At 35.2% G+C, this 15,459-nt stretch carries 18 protein-coding genes; 1 reads left to right on the forward strand and 17 read right to left on the reverse strand.

Translation table 11 applies throughout. The features are described 5' to 3' along the window. Positions 1-74 precede the first annotated feature (74 nt). A complete protein-coding gene (locus KFV12_RS08340; protein ID WP_111715209.1) occupies positions 75-1,463 on the forward strand; it encodes a glycine--tRNA ligase in 1,389 nt (462 codons plus the stop codon). A gap of 48 nt (positions 1,464-1,511) precedes the next feature. On the opposite strand, the gene recO is transcribed toward KFV12_RS08340, so the two are convergent. The 17 genes from recO to grpE all read right to left on the reverse strand — a co-directional run bounded on the left by recO (position 1,512) and on the right by grpE (position 15,451). After that, the gene (recO, locus tag KFV12_RS08345; protein ID WP_111715211.1) at positions 1,512-2,261 is read right to left on the reverse strand and encodes a DNA repair protein RecO; all 750 of its coding nucleotides are present in this window, start codon (positions 2,259-2,261) and stop codon (positions 1,512-1,514) included. After that, positions 2,261-3,163, reverse strand: coding sequence for a GTPase Era (gene era, locus KFV12_RS08350; RefSeq protein WP_111715212.1), 903 nt, complete (start codon positions 3,161-3,163; stop codon positions 2,261-2,263). Before era ends, recO begins: the two co-directional genes overlap by 1 nt. Beyond that, positions 3,153-3,566, reverse strand: coding sequence for a cytidine deaminase (gene cdd / locus KFV12_RS08355; protein ID WP_254256551.1), 414 nt, complete (start codon positions 3,564-3,566; stop codon positions 3,153-3,155). Before cdd ends, era begins: the two co-directional genes overlap by 11 nt. Before the next feature lie 10 nt (positions 3,567-3,576). Further along, positions 3,577-3,921: a diacylglycerol kinase family protein gene (locus KFV12_RS08360; RefSeq protein ID WP_111715215.1), complete on the reverse strand. Its 345-nt coding sequence runs from the start codon at positions 3,919-3,921 to the stop codon at positions 3,577-3,579. A gap of 2 nt (positions 3,922-3,923) precedes the next feature. After that, positions 3,924-4,388: an rRNA maturation RNase YbeY gene (gene ybeY, locus KFV12_RS08365; RefSeq protein WP_111715217.1), complete on the reverse strand. Its 465-nt coding sequence runs from the start codon at positions 4,386-4,388 to the stop codon at positions 3,924-3,926. Beyond that, positions 4,388-5,332 carry a PhoH family protein gene (locus KFV12_RS08370; protein ID WP_239242775.1) on the reverse strand — a complete coding sequence of 315 codons (945 nt, stop codon included), beginning with the start codon at positions 5,330-5,332 and terminating at the stop codon, positions 4,388-4,390. Before KFV12_RS08370 ends, ybeY begins: the two co-directional genes overlap by 1 nt. 66 nt (positions 5,333-5,398) lie before the next feature. Next, the gene (locus KFV12_RS08375; RefSeq protein WP_239242776.1) at positions 5,399-5,827 is read right to left on the reverse strand and encodes a hypothetical protein; all 429 of its coding nucleotides are present in this window, start codon (positions 5,825-5,827) and stop codon (positions 5,399-5,401) included. Positions 5,828-5,905: 78 nt separating this feature from the next. Beyond that, complete coding sequence (locus KFV12_RS08380) at positions 5,906-6,487, reverse strand: hypothetical protein (protein WP_254256552.1); 582 nt, start codon at positions 6,485-6,487, stop codon at positions 5,906-5,908. A gap of 11 nt (positions 6,488-6,498) precedes the next feature. After that, the gene (floA, locus tag KFV12_RS08385; protein WP_099578504.1) at positions 6,499-7,491 is read right to left on the reverse strand and encodes a flotillin-like protein FloA; all 993 of its coding nucleotides are present in this window, start codon (positions 7,489-7,491) and stop codon (positions 6,499-6,501) included. Positions 7,492-7,509: 18 nt separating this feature from the next. Then, a complete protein-coding gene (locus KFV12_RS08390; protein ID WP_111715224.1) occupies positions 7,510-8,139 on the reverse strand; it encodes an NfeD family protein in 630 nt (209 codons plus the stop codon). Between the two features lie 176 nt (positions 8,140-8,315). Continuing rightward, positions 8,316-8,492, reverse strand: a complete 177-nt coding sequence (gene rpsU / locus KFV12_RS08395; protein WP_041636032.1) for a 30S ribosomal protein S21 — start codon at positions 8,490-8,492, stop codon at positions 8,316-8,318. Positions 8,493-8,610: 118 nt separating this feature from the next. Beyond that, positions 8,611-9,966: a tRNA (N(6)-L-threonylcarbamoyladenosine(37)-C(2))-methylthiotransferase MtaB gene (gene mtaB / locus KFV12_RS08400; RefSeq protein ID WP_254256553.1), complete on the reverse strand. Its 1,356-nt coding sequence runs from the start codon at positions 9,964-9,966 to the stop codon at positions 8,611-8,613. Positions 9,967-10,102: 136 nt separating this feature from the next. Beyond that, the gene (locus KFV12_RS08405) at positions 10,103-10,840 is read right to left on the reverse strand and encodes a 16S rRNA (uracil(1498)-N(3))-methyltransferase (RefSeq protein WP_254256554.1); all 738 of its coding nucleotides are present in this window, start codon (positions 10,838-10,840) and stop codon (positions 10,103-10,105) included. Between the two features lies 1 nt (position 10,841). Beyond that, positions 10,842-11,777 carry a 50S ribosomal protein L11 methyltransferase gene (gene prmA / locus KFV12_RS08410; RefSeq protein WP_239242781.1) on the reverse strand — a complete coding sequence of 312 codons (936 nt, stop codon included), beginning with the start codon at positions 11,775-11,777 and terminating at the stop codon, positions 10,842-10,844. 2 nt (positions 11,778-11,779) lie between these two features. Beyond that, positions 11,780-12,898: a molecular chaperone DnaJ gene (gene dnaJ, locus KFV12_RS08415; protein WP_239242782.1), complete on the reverse strand. Its 1,119-nt coding sequence runs from the start codon at positions 12,896-12,898 to the stop codon at positions 11,780-11,782. A 91-nt stretch (positions 12,899-12,989) separates the two neighbouring features. Continuing rightward, entirely contained in the window at positions 12,990-14,816 is a 1,827-nt protein-coding gene (dnaK, locus tag KFV12_RS08420) for a molecular chaperone DnaK (RefSeq protein WP_239242783.1), read from the reverse strand. Positions 14,817-14,869: 53 nt separating this feature from the next. Further along, positions 14,870-15,451, reverse strand: coding sequence for a nucleotide exchange factor GrpE (grpE, locus tag KFV12_RS08425; RefSeq protein WP_254256555.1), 582 nt, complete (start codon positions 15,449-15,451; stop codon positions 14,870-14,872). Between the last annotated feature and the right edge of the window lie 8 nt (positions 15,452-15,459).

A 15,459-nucleotide genomic window follows, 5' to 3' on the forward strand; every position in this document is an offset into this window, starting at 1 on the left:
TATATACTCGTCCCAAGGCAATCAATTTGCCTTGGGACTTTTTGTTTACTCAAAAATAAATGGAGGATATCAACATGACGGAAAACAAAATGGAAACAATCGTTAATCTTGCAAAGCATCGTGGATTTGTATTTCCTGGCAGTGAAATTTACGGAGGGTTAGCAAACACATGGGATTACGGTCCTCTTGGTGTAGAACTAAAAAATAATGTGAAACGCGCATGGTGGCAAAAATTTGTTCAGCAATCACCTTATAATGTTGGATTAGATGCAGCAATCTTAATGAATCCAAAAACATGGGAAGCAAGTGGACACCTATCAAACTTCAATGATCCTATGATCGATAATAAGGACTCAAAAATTCGTTATCGTGCGGATAAATTAATTGAAGACTACATGCATGCTCAAGGTGATGAGCACTTTATTGCTGATGGTATGAGTTTTGACGAAATGAAGCAGTTTATTGACGAAAAAGGTATTGTATGTCCAGAATCAGGCACAGCAAACTGGACGGAAATTCGTCAGTTTAACTTAATGTTCAAAACATTCCAGGGGGTTACTGAATCTTCTACTAATGAAATCTTCTTACGTCCTGAAACAGCACAAGGTATATTCGTGAACTATAAGAACGTACAGCGTTCTATGCGTAAGAAATTACCGTTCGGTATCGCTCAAATCGGTAAATCATTCCGTAATGAGATTACTCCAGGAAACTTTATTTTCCGAACACGTGAATTTGAACAAATGGAATTAGAATTCTTCTGTAAGCCTGGAACTGAAATGGAATGGCAGACCTACTGGAAAGAATTTTCTGCTAAATGGTTAAAAGATCTGGGCATCAAAGAAGAAAATACAAAATTACGCGACCATGACGAAGATGAGTTATCTCACTACTCAAATGCAACAACAGATATCGAATATAAATTCCCATTTGGTTGGGGAGAATTATGGGGAATCGCAAGCCGTACTGACTTTGACTTAACAGCTCATATGAATGCATCAAATGATGACTTCAAATATCACGATCAGGAAACAGGTGAAAAATACGTACCTTATGTTATTGAACCATCATTAGGTGCTGACCGTGTAACATTAGCATTCTTATGTGATGCATATGATGAAGAAGTTTTAGAAGGTGATGACAAACGTACAGTATTACGTTTCCACCCTGCATTAGCGCCTTATAAGGCAGCAATCCTTCCATTAAGTAAGAAATTGTCTGCTGATGCTATGAAAGTATACGAAGAATTAAGCGCATACTTTGCGATTGACTTTGATGAAAGTCAATCAATCGGTAAACGTTATAGACGTCAAGATGAAATCGGTACACCATTCTGTATTACATTTGACTTTGATTCATTAGAGGATAATCAAGTAACAATACGTGACCGCGACACAATGGAACAAGTACGTATGCCAATCAGTGAAGTAAAATCATTCTTAGAAGAAAAAATTAAATTCTAAAATAAATTTTAAAAGCACTCATGATATACCATTCATGAGTGCTTTTTATTATTGATTCATCTGATTTAACTGTTCAATAATTTTGCGAGATTTCAAATAGACGCCTACAAATTCATCATACATTTTAAACACAAGTGATTCCATCTCTCGAACAACTTCGTCACTAATCTTCATTCCACTTACTTTATCCAGAGGTACTTCATCGAGTAAATAGAGCATGTACAATGCTTTATTTGAGATACGGATAGCATGAGGGTCATCTATTTCTCCAAACTTTGTCACGACACTGTTATATTTAAAAGAATATGCGACAAAATCTTTATGGTCCATCGCACCGTCATGGACACTATATTTAAAGTTGGGTTCATACCCATAAAGCGCCATCATCTTGAGTGAAACAAATAATGCAATTAATGCTTCATTATCACCCTGTGAAATCCTATCCAGGCCAAATTTCAATAACTGAAAAACCAGTTTATTTGACGTATCATCATCGAGACCTCTATCAATCAATTCAACAATATATTGCGCATATGTTAATTTCATTATGTCACTACGAATCGGATAATGACTTTCTAATGTATCTACAGAACTTAGTGTTCCCATTCCTTTAAATTGTGAAAATATAAATAGATTTTCATAGAACAAATCTAAACCTGCACCAAACTTTGTAGATTTACGCGCATTTCTAGCCATCACTGCTACTTTTATACCAGCTTCATTTAAAAAAGTGATAATCAAATGATTATCACCATATTCAACTCTCTTGATAACAATACCAACAGACTTTTTAAGCATTAATATTCATCTTCTCTGTAACCGATTTGACGAATAAAGTTCGGTTTATTACGCCAATCTTTTTGTACCTTCACCCAAAGTTCTAAATAAACTTTAGAACCTAGTAACATTTCGATATCTTTTCGTGCATTTTGACCGATTTGTTTTAACATCGACCCCTTCTTACCGATAATAATCCCTTTTTGAGAATCACGTTCTATATATATAGTCGCCTCAATATCTACCTGATCTTCTGAAACACGTGTCATCTTTTCAACCTGAACTCCAATCGCATGCGGGATTTCCTGGCTTGTTAAATGCAGGGCCTTCTCACGAATTAATTCTGCTACGATAAATTCTTCCGGATGATCTGAAATTGTATCTTTCGGATAATACATCGGGCCTTCCGGCATATAACCTTCAATCACTTCCACTAATCGATCAACATTATTTCCTTGTAGAGCTGAAATTGGCACTACTTCAGCGAACGGTAACAAGTCCTTATATTTTTCAATTTCTTTAATCAGTTGATCCGGATGAATCTTGTCAATCTTATTTAAGACTAAGAAAATCGGTGTCTTGTTTGATTTTAAAAGCTCAATGATAAATTCATCACCACGTCCTAAACTTTCTTCTACATTTACCATAAATAATATTGCATCAACTTCTCGTAATGTATTTTTAGCGATTTTCATCATATAATCACCTAATACATGTTTCGGTTTATGAATACCTGGCGTATCGATGAATATGATTTGAGATTGTTCTGTTGTTAGTACGCCTTGCACTTTGTTTCTTGTAGTCTGTGCTTTATCTGACATAATCGCAACTTTTTGTCCAAGCACTTTATTCATAAAAGTTGACTTTCCGACATTGGGTCTACCAATTATCGCTACAAATCCTGATTTAAAATTATTTGACATCTTCTAAGTCCTTTCCTGAAAACCCTAACGGTAATAAATCATCTACAGTAAGTTTGATTACATTACCTTTAATATTTGTTAAGTATACTGGCATTTCATCATCGCATAGCTCTTTAATTACTTGTCTGCATGAGCCACATGGAGATGAAGGTGTTGGTGTGTCAGTTGTAACAACCAACGCTTCAAAATCTCCTGGTTTATATCCTTGTGCAATTGCTGAGACAAGTGCAGTACGTTCTGCACAAATACAATCACCATATGCTGCATTCTCAACATTACATCCATCAAATGTCGTACCATCTTTAGCGATTAAAAATGCACCCACTTTAAAATTTGAATACGGTGTATATGCTTTTTCTCGCGCTGCCTTAACACCATCCTGCCATTCATTTTTAAAATCCATAATATTCCTCCTAAAATAATTCGATTATATAAGGCATGAAAATGATTATTCCAATAATCGCACTCATGATTGATGATAATAAAACTGCAAACGCGGCTGTATCTTTAGCATGCTTGGCGAGTTCATGATAATCTTCAGTAACAAGGTCAACGACATATTCTACTGAAGTATTTATGACTTCCATAAACAATACAGAAAAAATTGCAATAATCACAAATAACCATTCAATCTTTGTAATTTGAAAATAAAATGAAAACATAACTACTAATATCGCGGCAATTAAATGAATCACAAAATTTACATCTTTTTTTAAGAGTGTTATGAAACCTTGTATCGGATATAAAAAGCGTTTCATCCTCATTCTCTCGTTAAGCCGTAAGCATTTAATATTTCATCCTGGCGTCCAAACATTTTTTTCTCATCTGCTTCATTCATATGATCATAGCCTAAAAGATGCAATAGTCCATGAACTGATAGAAATCCTAATTCACGTTCAAAAGAGTGACCATATTCTTCTGCCTGCTCTTCGGCACGTTTAACACAAATAATAATGTCACCTAATACACGTGGCGCATCCGGCATTTCAAAATCTTCATCTTCACCCTCTTCTAAAGCAAAGCTTATGACATCTGTAACACTATCTTTATCACGATATGCTTTATTGATACTTTGAATTTCATCTTCATCAACAAAAGATACTGCGACTTCAGCTTCTTCGTCAATGCCTTCTTGTTGTGCAGCAAATTGCAATAGCTTTTCAATTTCTGATAAGTGATCTGAAGCAATCATTTCGTCATCATCTATAAAATCAACTGTTAACATTATTCATCACCTTCATATGCATTAATAATTTTACCAACTAATGGATGTCTCACAACATCGGCAGCATCAAAATGATGCACTTCTATACCATTTACTTTGCCAAGTCTCTGTACAGCTTCGATTAACCCACTCTTAACACCTTTTGGTAAGTCAATCTGCGTTTCATCGCCTGTTATAACCATCTTTGAACCAAAACCTAGACGTGTTAAAAACATCTTCATCTGAGCATGCGTTGTATTCTGTGCTTCATCTAAGATAACAAAAGCATCTTCTAAAGTTCTACCACGCATATATGCAAGTGGTGCAATTTCAATCACACCACGTTCCATTAAACGCGCCGTATGTTCAGCACCTAATACAAAGTGTAATCCATCATACAACGGTCTTAAATATGGATCAACTTTCTCTTTTAAATCTCCAGGCAGAAATCCTAATGATTCTCCTGCTTCTACTGCAGGACGCGTAAGAACGATGCGCTTCACTTTGCCATTTCTTAACGCTTGTGCAGCCATAACAACAGCTAAAAATGTCTTACCTGTACCTGCCGGACCGATGCCAAAGACGAGATCGTTATGTTTGATATGGCGTATATATAGACGTTGTCCCATCGTCTTAGAACGAATCGGTTTACCGAAAGCATCTTTCGTGATTTCTTCATCGTATAGGTCACTTAAATACTGCAAGGTACCATTCGTTGCCATCTGTACAGCTGACTGAACGTCACGTAAAGAAATGGAAGTACCTTTACGGATAACAGATAACAGACTTTTCACTACGCTTTCAGCAACGACTACTTTCTCATCTTCACCATATATTGTTAATTCCTGACCTCTTGTATGAATCTCAACATCAAATGATTCTTCTAAAAACTTCAGGTGTTCATCTTGGTTACCAAGCAACGCTTGAGCTTCATTGATATTATCGAAGCGGATAATTTGAGACATTCAAAAACTCCTTTAATTAATGTTAATTTAACTTTATCAAACTCATGAATAACAAACAATTAATTATTACTGGACAGATTCTTTTACGACAGGCTGAATAACCTGTTTTGTTAATTTTTTCATATTTTGTACATGAATATTAGGATTAATTCTTATCAGATGCTGAATAAATCGTTCAGCTTCGACGGGTTTTACAACAATCTTTTTATCTTTTCTAACAATTTCGATATACGTTATATTTTTAACACGTACAATATTTAATAAATCAATATTCAATATATTGATCTGACTTGTTTCTAACCCTTTTTTAATCTTTATATAATTTGACTGAATTGCATAATATTCATGTAAGATGATATAGATTAATATTATTCCGATTACAATTGAAGCAATCCCACTTGTCATGAAATTCATGAAACATGCTAATATCATTAAAATGATAACGATAAAAACCATTACTTTCTGGAAATTATTGATGCGACTTTTATAGATCATAATATCACCCTCTTTTATTTTATCAAAAATTTCAAAAAAATAACTATGATACGCAAATTATTTTGCGTATCATAGTTATTACCTTCTTGCTTTTGGAGGGCCAAGTATTTCACTATATATAATCCCTTTAAGTGTATTTTCAGGCGTAAAATCTACAAGTGAACCTGCGCTATCAATATCATCTTCCATACGTATCATATTAATGCGATTCATCTTCTGTCGTGGTGACAAATGCGGGTCTGCTTCAATTTTCTCAATACGTTCAGCTAGCGATAATTTTTCTTTAGCCTGTATTTTTTCTTCGAATGCCTGAATTTTCTTAGCCGCCGAGCGTTCCACTGGACGTTTTTGATCCTTTACTTCAGATGCTTTATTTTTCACTTGTTGTTCTAATTTTCGAGTTTGCTTAGAACCTGCATCAATACGATTCTCAATTTCCTTTAATTTTGCTTGCGGATTATTCTTAAAATCGGTAAATTCTTTTTCTAAATTACCGATTGATTGTTGTAACTGTGTGAATACATTTTTAGAATTCACTTGCTGCTTCGTTGATATCGGACGTTTTGATTGATTTGCTTTCTTCTTATTAGCATTTTCAATAATCGAAGTTACTACGCTAATAATAGTAAAAATAATAAATATTATAAATCCTACATCCATCTAATCACCCTTTATTTTTTAGGAGTGTCACTACTATTCGGATCAGTCATTTTATTAATAGAATTTCTCATTCCTGTGTCTGATTCAATGTTCTTTAAGTTATAATAATCCATTACTCCGATATTTCCTGATTTTAAAGCTTGTGCCATTGCTAAAGGTACTTCAGCTTCAGCTTCTACTACTTTCGCTCTCATTTCCTGAACTTTCGCCTTCATCTCTTGTTCTTGAGCAACGGCCATTGCACGACGTTCCTCTGCTTTAGCTTGTGCAATATTTTTATCTGCTAATGCTTGTTCAGTCTGTAAGTCTGCACCTATGTTCTTACCGATATCTACGTCTGCAATATCAATCGATAGAATTTCGAATGCTGTTCCGCTATCTAATCCTTTACCTAATACCGTTTGAGATATCATATCCGGATTTTCTAATACAGAAGTATGTGAAGCACTAGAACCGATTGTTGAGACGATCCCTTCACCAACACGGGCAACAATTGTTTCTTCACCAGCACCACCGACAAGGCGTTCAATATTTGCACGTACAGTAATTCTTGCTTTCGCTTTCACTTCGATACCGTTCATCGCAACACCCGCAATAAATGGTGTTTCAATAACTTTTGGGTTAACTGACATTTGAACTGCTTCTAAAACATCACGACCTGCTAAGTCAATTGCTGCACCACGTTCAAACGGCAAATTGATATCAGCTCGTTGTGCAGCGATGATTGCATCGACAACGCGGTCAACGTTACCACCCGCTAAATAATGTGACTCTAATTGATTTGTCGTTAAATGTAATCCGGCTTTATGTGCTTTAATTAATGGATCGATAACACGTCTAGGCGAAACACGACGTAAACGCATCCCAACCAATGTACCGATACCAACTTTAACGCCAGCTGCTAATGCCGAGATCCATAAACCAACAGGTACAAATGAAAATAAAATCATTAATAGAATAAGAACTACAAATGCAATAATACCGATTGTTATTAATCCTGCCATAAAATTCACTCCTGTTTATTATATTTCTGTTACTACAACTCTTGTGCCTTCCACTTCAATGATACGAACTTCTTTCTCGCGTTTAATAAATGCACCATCACTTACAGCATCAATACGTTTCCCTTGATGTATAATAATACCTGAAGGACGTAGTTCAGTTAAGGTAGTTGCGGTTTGTCCAACAAGATAACTTCTATCATCATGAGATGTGTATCCTGACTCTTTATTCGTTGAATCATAGAGGACAACTTGAGAGAAAATCGGTATCGTCTTCTTTAAAAATTTCACTAAGATCACCCATTCTACAATTGCAATAATTAAACAAATCGCCACAAAAACACCCATTTTAGCGACGTTATCACCAATCAGTAAGAAACTAGCAATAATACTTAACATACCTATAATACCTAATATCGCTCCCACAACAAATAGCTCCAGGACTACTAAAATAATACCTCCTAAAAACAATATTATAGATAATGCTTCCATCTGATTATTAAATAAATTTAGTCCAAGAAAACTAATTGCAGCAATACTACTGATGATGCCTGAAATACCTATTTTCGGTGAATACAATTGCCACAGACCTGTAGATACCATAATAATCATGAGCAATAATATCACATAATCATATGTACTGATTTCCAATCAAACACCTCCTTACTTATATTATAACTGAAATAATTTAATAGTCTGTAAATTATTAGCGTTTTTAAGGTAAATTTAAGGTAGCACTTAAGGTATATCCTTTTAAACGATATAACAAAAAAACACACCACAAATGTGGTGTGCCTATCTATAAATAATATTTGAGGGAGCAATTATTATTTAAATTTACGTTTACGAGCTGCTTCTGATTTCTTTTTACGTTTAACACTTGGTTTTTCGTAGAATTCACGTTTACGAACTTCTTGAATTGTACCATTTTTTGAAACAGTACGTTTGAAACGACGTAAAGCATCTTCGATTGATTCGTTTTTACGAACTACAGTTTTAGACATTTAATTTCCCTCCCTCCAAATATCAACGGAACATATTAAACACAGATTTATTTAAATAAATATTTCTATGTACTAAAATATTATAATAGATTATCAATCTACGGTCAATACTCATTTTTTAATTTACAGTAAGTTCCTTATTTTCTGTTACCTTTTTATATATATTTGGAATTACTTTAACAAACTGTCCTTTATTCATAGGATAGCCAGCTTCAGTTATCTTAACTTTTACAAGTTCACCGATTAAGCTTTCGTCAGCTTCAAATTGTACCTTTAAGTAATTATCAGTGTAACCGACCAGCATATTTTCAACACTTGCTTTCTCTTCAGGAATAACTTCTAATACTTCACCTTCAAATCTGCTAGCATATTCTTTAGCAAGCTGATCTGACAGACTAATTAAGCGATGTACGCGTTCATTTTTCACATTCTCATCAATTTGATCTGTCATACGCGCTGCTGGTGTACCAGTTCGCATTGAATATGGAAAAACATGCAGTTCAGAAAAACCATCTTCCTGGATAAAATCATATGTTTCCTGGAATTCTTCCTCAGTTTCACCAGGGAATCCAACAATAACGTCGCTTGTCACAGCAAGTCCGGGCATAATTGCATGTAATTTTCTTAACCTTTCTGAGAAATGTTCCATCGTATATTTACGACGCATACGTTTTAAAACTGTATCACTCCCAGATTGCAGTGGAATATGCAAGTGACGCACGACTTTTTCACTTTTATCGATGACATCAATCACTTCATCCGTTAATTGACTTGCTTCAATAGATGAGATACGGATACGTTTTAATCCATCAATCGTTTCTAAGTCACGAAGCAGTTGTGCAAGATTATAATCTTTTAAATCTTCACCATAGCCACCTGTGTGGATACCTGTTAAGACAATTTCCTGATAACCAGATTGAACAAGCTGAGTTGCTTGTCTTACAACTTCTTTAGGGTCTCTTGAACGCATCAATCCTCTTGCCCATGGGATGATACAGAATGTACAGAAGTTATTACAGCCTTCCTGAATCTTCAGAGATGCACGTGTTCTATCAGTAAAATATGGTACGTCTAGTTCTTCATACGTACGATTCTTCATAATATTTGTAACACCGTTAATCGGTTGTCTTTCATTTCTAAACTGTTCAATATACGGTAACATCTTATTTCGATCTTGTGTACCGACAACGATATCAACACCCGCTATATCCATAATTTCAGCTGACGATGTTTGTGCATAACAACCAGTTACACAAATAACCGCTTCCGGATTACGTCTGATGGCACGACGAATAACTTGACGACTTTTCTTATCCCCGGTATTTGTCACGGTACAGGTATTAATCACATAAACGTCTGCATTTGTTTCAAAATCCACACGCTCATATGATGCTTCTTTAAATAATTGCCAGATGGCTTCAGTTTCATAATGGTTTACTTTACATCCTAAAGTATGGAAGGCAACAGTTGCCATTTATTTCACCTCATTTTATTTTCGTTCAATAAATCACATTATATAAAAATAACATTAATTGATAGGAATTTCAATCTAATCATTATAAAAGACAGTGGGATGCTATGTCCATCACACTGTCTTTTATAATAAATATTTATGATAGTTCAATATGATAACTCATCGCGCTCAGTAAATATAGTGGAGCAGTTTCTGCACGTAGTATTCTAGGTCCTAAACCAATTGTCGGTGCATTAAATTGTTTAATCTCTGTTTCACTCAAACCACCTTCTGGTCCAAAGATAACGATTACCTTCGTGCCAGATTCTAATCTTTTTAATGTCTGATTAAGCGTAGATGTTTCACCATTCTTAGCAGATTCTTCGTATGCAACGAGTACAACATCATAATCATCTAGTAATGCTGTTAAAGCAGTGCTATTCTTTACAACTTTAATTTCAGGTATCATTTGACGATAACTTTGTTCTGCTGCTTCCTTTATTATCTTCTGAAATCTTTCTACCTTTTTTGCCATTTTCTTTTCATCCAGCTTAATCACAGTATGGTCAGATATAAAAGGCAGGAAGCGGTAAGCACCGAGTTCAGTCGCTTTTTGAATCATCCATTCATATTTATCGTTCTTTAATAAGCCGCTCGCGATCGTAATTTGAACAGGGAGTTCTGTACATAGCTCTAATTGTTCTCGGGTTATTACTGTAATTTGATTATCAATATCAGTAATTTCACTTATAAAACTAGCATTGATAAAATTAATAATGATTTTTCTTCCTACAGTTTGGCGCATCACATTTTTTATATGATGTACATCCTCTTTATCGATAATTGCATAGCTTTTATTAATTTCAGCTTCAGTATTTAGAAAATATCGCTGCATATTATGCCTCTTTTCTAGCGGCAATCGCAATCCAGCCATTTTCACGCGTAATTTCTTCTATCTTATAACCAACGCGTTCCAAATGTTCAACGATCATTTCTTCTTTTTCTAAAATGATACCTGAAGTGATCAGTAATCCATTATCATTTAATAATGCAAAGCTATCATCAATCATTAGATCAACAATATGTGCTAATATATTTGCAAAAATGACATCACGTTTTTCACTTTCACCTTTTAATAAGTTGCCTGGTTCCGCTTGAATCGCATCAGCACAATCATTTTTTTCAAAGTTATCCACAGCAACACGTACTGCCACACTATCTAGATCCAGCGCTTTAATGGGTGCCGCACCTAATTGATGCGCTGCTATACTTAAAATACCTGAACCAGTACCGACGTCAATAACAGATTGATTTGGTTGAACATATTTCTCTATTAATTTTAAACACATCGATGTTGTAGCATGATCGCCTGTACCAAATGCCATGCCCGGATCAAGCTTAATGATAAACTCGTCATCATTTTGTTTCTCATAATTTTCCCAGCTTGGTACAACAACAAATCTTTCTGAAGCTTTAAATGCATGAAAATGATTTTTCCATTCGTTTGCCCAGTCTTCTTCCTGAACTTCATCAGTAGTAATTTCTAATCTAGTAACTTCAACATCCTGTAAACCATTAATTTTTTCTTTGATTTCATTAATGATTGCATCAGAATAATCTAATTCACTAAAATACACTTTTACACGTACATCAGATTCTGGATAATCATCTGGATTTAACTCATAGATTTCACCGTACGTTTCAATGCGACCTTTAACAAGTTCTAAACTATCTTCTATAACAACACCATTTGCACCAACTTCATTTAATATATCAGCAATAAATGGTTCTACCTCATGGTTGATCATCAATGTTATTTCTTTATAGTTCATTATTATTCCCCTTTAAAGAAGCGTTTTGTTTTATCGAAAAAGTTTGAAGGTTGTTCGTTAATTTCCGTACCATCTATTTCAGCAAATTCTCTTAATAATTCTGCTTGTCTATTTGTCATCTTCACAGGTGTTACTACATTGACAGTGACATATAAGTCACCCTTACCATAGCCGTGTACATTTTGAATACCTTTTTCTTTTAATCTGAAGCGTTTACCAGTTTGAGTTCCTGATGGAATTGTAATCTTTGCTTTTCCGTCAAGCGTAGGCACTTCTACTTCATCACCAAGCGCTGCTTGAGCGATTGATAAGTTTAATGTATAGAAAATATCTTCCCCTGCACGTTCAAAATGAGTATGGTCAGCAACTTTGAAGACGACATATAGATCACCAGCAGGACCACCATTAATACCCGGCTCACCTTGACCCGCTAAACGGATTTGTTGTCCAGTATCAACTCCAGCTGGAACAGTTACTTTAATTTTAACGGTCTTAATTACACGACCTGTACCGCCACAATCATGACATTTTTCATCAAATGTTTTACCAGTACCGCCACAATCATGACATGGTCGCTCAGTTCTTACACGACCAAATGGTGTATTTTGTTCCACCTGTACATTACCACGTCCATGACATGTTTTACAAGTATGCACTTCAGTACCTGGTTTTGCACCGCTGCCTCCACATGTTTCACAAGTCACTTCTTTTTTAACTGATATTTCTTTTTCAGCACCAAATACTGCGTCTTCAAAAGATATATTCATCTGATATTGTAAGTCATCACCTTTTCTAGGTGCATTCGGATCACGTCTAGCTCCACCGCCAAAAAATGAACTGAAGATATCTTCAAATCCACCGAAACCGCCAAAGTCCTGACCACCAAATCCAGCACCTTGGCCCATACCTGCGTGACCAAATTGATCATACTGTGCTTTTTTCTGATCATCACTTAATACTTCATATGCTTCTGCAATCTCTTTAAACTTTACATCTGCATCCTCTTCTTTATTGATGTCCGGATGATATTTTTTTGATAATTTTTTATATGCACGTTTAATCTCTTCTTTAGAAGCACCTTTTTGTAAACCTAGGACTTCATAATAATCTCTTTTCGCCACTTTTCATTCTCCTTTTCTTACTACTTAGTTAAATATGCTGAAAGAAAAAGCCAAAGTCAATAAATTGACTTTGACTTTATGTTATTACTTATTATTTTTTATCGTCATCTTTAACTTCAGTAAAGTCTGCATCTACTACATCATCTTCAGGATTTGTGTTTTGAGCACCTTCAGCACCTTGTTGTGCAGCCATCTCTTCATATAATTTCATAGATAGTGCCTGAACGATTTCATTTAAACTATCTTTTTTGGCCTTAATATCTTCAATATCATTGCCTTCTAAAGCCTTTTTAAGATCTTCTTTAGCAGCTTCTGCTTTTTCTACTTCAGCAGCATCCACTTTATCTTCTAAATCTTTAATCGCTTTATCAGTAGCAAATACTAATTGATCTGCTTCATTGCGTAAGTCAACTTCTTCACGACGTTTTTTATCTGCTTCAGCATTAGCTTCTGCATCTTTAACCATACGATCGATTTCTTCGTCGCTTAATGAAGATGAAGATTGGATAGTAATTTTTTGTTCTTTTTGAGTACCTAAATCTTTCGCTGTAACGTTAACGATACCGTTTTTATCGATATCAAATGTTACTTCGATTTGTGGCATACCACGTGGTGCTGGTGGAATGTCAGTTAACTGGAAGCGACCTAATGTTTTGTTATCTGCTGCCATTTGACGCTCACCTTGTAATACGTGAATGTCTACTGCCGGTTGATTATCCGCTGCAGTTGAGAATACTTGTGATTTAGATGTTGGAATTGTCGTGTTACGCTCGATTAATACTGTAGACACGCCACCCATTGTTTCAATACCTAATGATAATGGTGTTACGTCTAATAATACAACGTCTTTCACATCACCAGTGATAACGCCACCTTGAATTGCAGCACCCATCGCTACAACTTCATCCGGGTTAACACCTTTGTTTGGTTCTTTGCCTAATTCTTTTTTAATTGCTTCTTGTACAGCAGGAATACGTGTAGATCCACCAACAAGGATGACTTCATCGATATCTGCATTAGATAATCCAGCATCTTTCATCGCTTGACGTGTAGGAATCATTGTACGATCTACTAATGAATGTGATAATTCTTCAAATTTCGCACGTGATAACGTTAATTCTAAGTGTAATGGTCCAGCTTCTCCAGCTGAGATAAACGGTAATGAGATTTGAGTAGAAGATACACCTGATAAATCTTTTTTCGCTTTTTCAGCAGCATCTTTTAATCGTTGCATTGCCATTTTATCCTGAGATAAATCTAACCCGTTTTCTTTTTTGAATTCTTCTACTAAGTAGTCGATGATTACTTGGTCAAAGTCATCTCCACCTAATTTGTTGTCACCTGAAGTTGATAATACTTCAAATACACCGTCACCAAGTTCAAGGATAGATACGTCGAACGTACCGCCACCTAAGTCGAATACTAATACTTTTTGTTCTTTATCTGTTTTATCTAAACCATAAGCAAGTGCAGCTGCAGTAGGTTCGTTAATAATACGCTCTACTTCAAGTCCAGCAATTTTACCAGCATCTTTAGTTGCCTGACGTTCTGCGTCATTGAAATAAGCAGGAACTGTAATTACCGCTTTCGTAACTTTTTCACCTAAGTAGCTTTCAGCAGTTGCCTTTAAGTTTTGTAAGATCATTGCTGAAATTTCTTGTGGTGAGTATGCTTTACCTTCGATGTTTTCTTTGTAGTCTGTACCCATATGACGTTTAATCGAAATGATTGTATTAGGGTTTGTGATTGCCTGACGCTTCGCAACTTCACCAACTTGTGTTTCACCATTTTTGAATGCTACTACTGAAGGTGTTGTACGGTTACCTTCTGGGTTTGCGATTACTTTCGGTTCTCCACCTTCTAATACAGATACACATGAATTTGTAGTTCCTAAGTCAATACCAATTACTTTACTCATTATATTATTCCTCCATTATTTTAAAATTAATTTTAAATATTTTTTAAGAACGATTACTCATTTACTTTTACCATTGAAGGTCGTAAAACACGTTCTTTTAATTTATAACCTTTTTGAAGCTCATCCAAAACAATTCCAGAATCCTTATTTTCATCATGTTCCTGCATTACAGCCTGATGTAAATTCGGATCAAATGGTTGATCAAGTGCATCAATCACTTCAAGGCCATTATCTTTCAATGAACTAAGCAGACTTTCATAAACCATCTCTACACCTTTATGTAAAGATTTAAATGCTTCACTTTCACCTTTTTGTGCAAGTGCGCGTTCAATATTATCTATTGCTGGTAAAATGTCTCGCAGTACACTTTGCGCACGATACGTTCTTTCAGTATCTAATTCTGCACGTGTTCGTTTTTTATAGTTTTCAAATTCAGCATAAAGACGTAAATATTTCTCTTCAGCTGCTTCTAATGATTTTTTAGTTTCAGTGAGCTCATCAGTTGTTTCTTCTTCAGAAGCTTCAACAGGTGCTTCTGGCGCAACTGTTTCAGTTATATCCTGTTCTACTGTTTCAGTCGACTCATCTGTTTGATCAGTTTTTTCAAATGCTTGTTCTTCATGTTTTTCAGACAAGTTATTTA

The organism is Macrococcus epidermidis (assembly GCF_024205965.1).
Classification (GTDB): Bacteria; Bacillota; Bacilli; order Staphylococcales; family Staphylococcaceae; genus Macrococcoides; species Macrococcoides epidermidis.

What these genes read in the sequence shown, in the direction of transcription:
- KFV12_RS08340 (WP_111715209.1), top strand. Translation starts at nt 75, where the DNA reads ATGACGGAAAACAAAATGGAAACAATCGTTAATCTTGCAAAGCATCGT.
- recO (WP_111715211.1), bottom strand. Translation starts at nt 2,261, where the DNA reads ATGCTTAAAAAGTCTGTTGGTATTGTTATCAAGAGAGTTGAATATGGT.
- era (WP_111715212.1), bottom strand. Translation starts at nt 3,163, where the DNA reads ATGTCAAATAATTTTAAATCAGGATTTGTAGCGATAATTGGTAGACCC.
- cdd (WP_254256551.1), bottom strand. Translation starts at nt 3,566, where the DNA reads ATGGATTTTAAAAATGAATGGCAGGATGGTGTTAAGGCAGCGCGAGAA.
- KFV12_RS08360 (WP_111715215.1), bottom strand. Translation starts at nt 3,921, where the DNA reads ATGAAACGCTTTTTATATCCGATACAAGGTTTCATAACACTCTTAAAA.
- ybeY (WP_111715217.1), bottom strand. Translation starts at nt 4,388, where the DNA reads ATGTTAACAGTTGATTTTATAGATGATGACGAAATGATTGCTTCAGAT.
- KFV12_RS08370 (WP_239242775.1), bottom strand. Translation starts at nt 5,332, where the DNA reads ATGTCTCAAATTATCCGCTTCGATAATATCAATGAAGCTCAAGCGTTG.
- KFV12_RS08375 (WP_239242776.1), bottom strand. Translation starts at nt 5,827, where the DNA reads ATGATCTATAAAAGTCGCATCAATAATTTCCAGAAAGTAATGGTTTTT.
- KFV12_RS08380 (WP_254256552.1), bottom strand. Translation starts at nt 6,487, where the DNA reads ATGGATGTAGGATTTATAATATTTATTATTTTTACTATTATTAGCGTA.
- floA (WP_099578504.1), bottom strand. Translation starts at nt 7,491, where the DNA reads ATGGCAGGATTAATAACAATCGGTATTATTGCATTTGTAGTTCTTATT.
- rpsU (WP_041636032.1), bottom strand. Translation starts at nt 8,492, where the DNA reads ATGTCTAAAACTGTAGTTCGTAAAAACGAATCAATCGAAGATGCTTTA.
- mtaB (WP_254256553.1), bottom strand. Translation starts at nt 9,966, where the DNA reads ATGGCAACTGTTGCCTTCCATACTTTAGGATGTAAAGTAAACCATTAT.
- KFV12_RS08405 (WP_254256554.1), bottom strand. Translation starts at nt 10,840, where the DNA reads ATGCAGCGATATTTTCTAAATACTGAAGCTGAAATTAATAAAAGCTAT.
- prmA (WP_239242781.1), bottom strand. Translation starts at nt 11,777, where the DNA reads ATGAACTATAAAGAAATAACATTGATGATCAACCATGAGGTAGAACCA.
- dnaK (WP_239242783.1), bottom strand. Translation starts at nt 14,816, where the DNA reads ATGAGTAAAGTAATTGGTATTGACTTAGGAACTACAAATTCATGTGTA.